A 549-nucleotide genomic window follows, 5' to 3' on the forward strand; every position below is an offset into this window, starting at 1 on the left:
CATTCCTATTGATACTATCGGACTTCCTCCCGCTGCTTGTCCGCCTTGAGCGTATAATGTGGCTGTAAACATTCTTAAATTACCTCTTTATTTAAATATTTTAATAATGTAATATAGTATCAATAATTTATACTTATGTCAATATTTTATTTAATAATTACCTTGACAAAACGAACGATTAATATAAAATATTACTATAAAAAGTAAAATTATACGAGTTTGATTTATGGAACATTACGGTTTATTTGGAGTTATTCCTCCGCTTTTGGCTATTATATTGGCTTTGGTAACGAAAGAAGTAATAATATCTCTAACGCTTGGGATATTATCGGGAACTTTAATAATAGCGCATGGAAATCCTTTTTTGGCTATTACGATATTTACCGATAAAGTCGCAGCTATGACGGGCGATTCTTGGAATGTGCGAATATTATTATTCTGCGCTTTGCTTGGAGCTTTCGTTAGTATGCTTTCAAAAACGGGCGCCACAAAAGCTTTCGGTTTATGGGCGAGCAAATATCTAAAAACTAAAAAAAGCGTTTTAATATT

1 pseudogene is annotated in these 549 nt (G+C 32.2%); it reads left to right on the forward strand.

Annotated elements, in window-relative coordinates:
* Positions 1 to 226 precede the first annotated feature (226 nt).
* Positions 227 to 549, forward strand: a pseudogene (locus tag EZH24_RS13305) (Na+/H+ antiporter NhaC family protein); the annotation flags it as partial.

The sequence above is a fragment of the Brachyspira catarrhinii genome, from assembly GCF_005518285.1.
Taxonomy (GTDB): Bacteria; Spirochaetota; Brachyspiria; order Brachyspirales; family Brachyspiraceae; genus Brachyspira; species Brachyspira catarrhinii.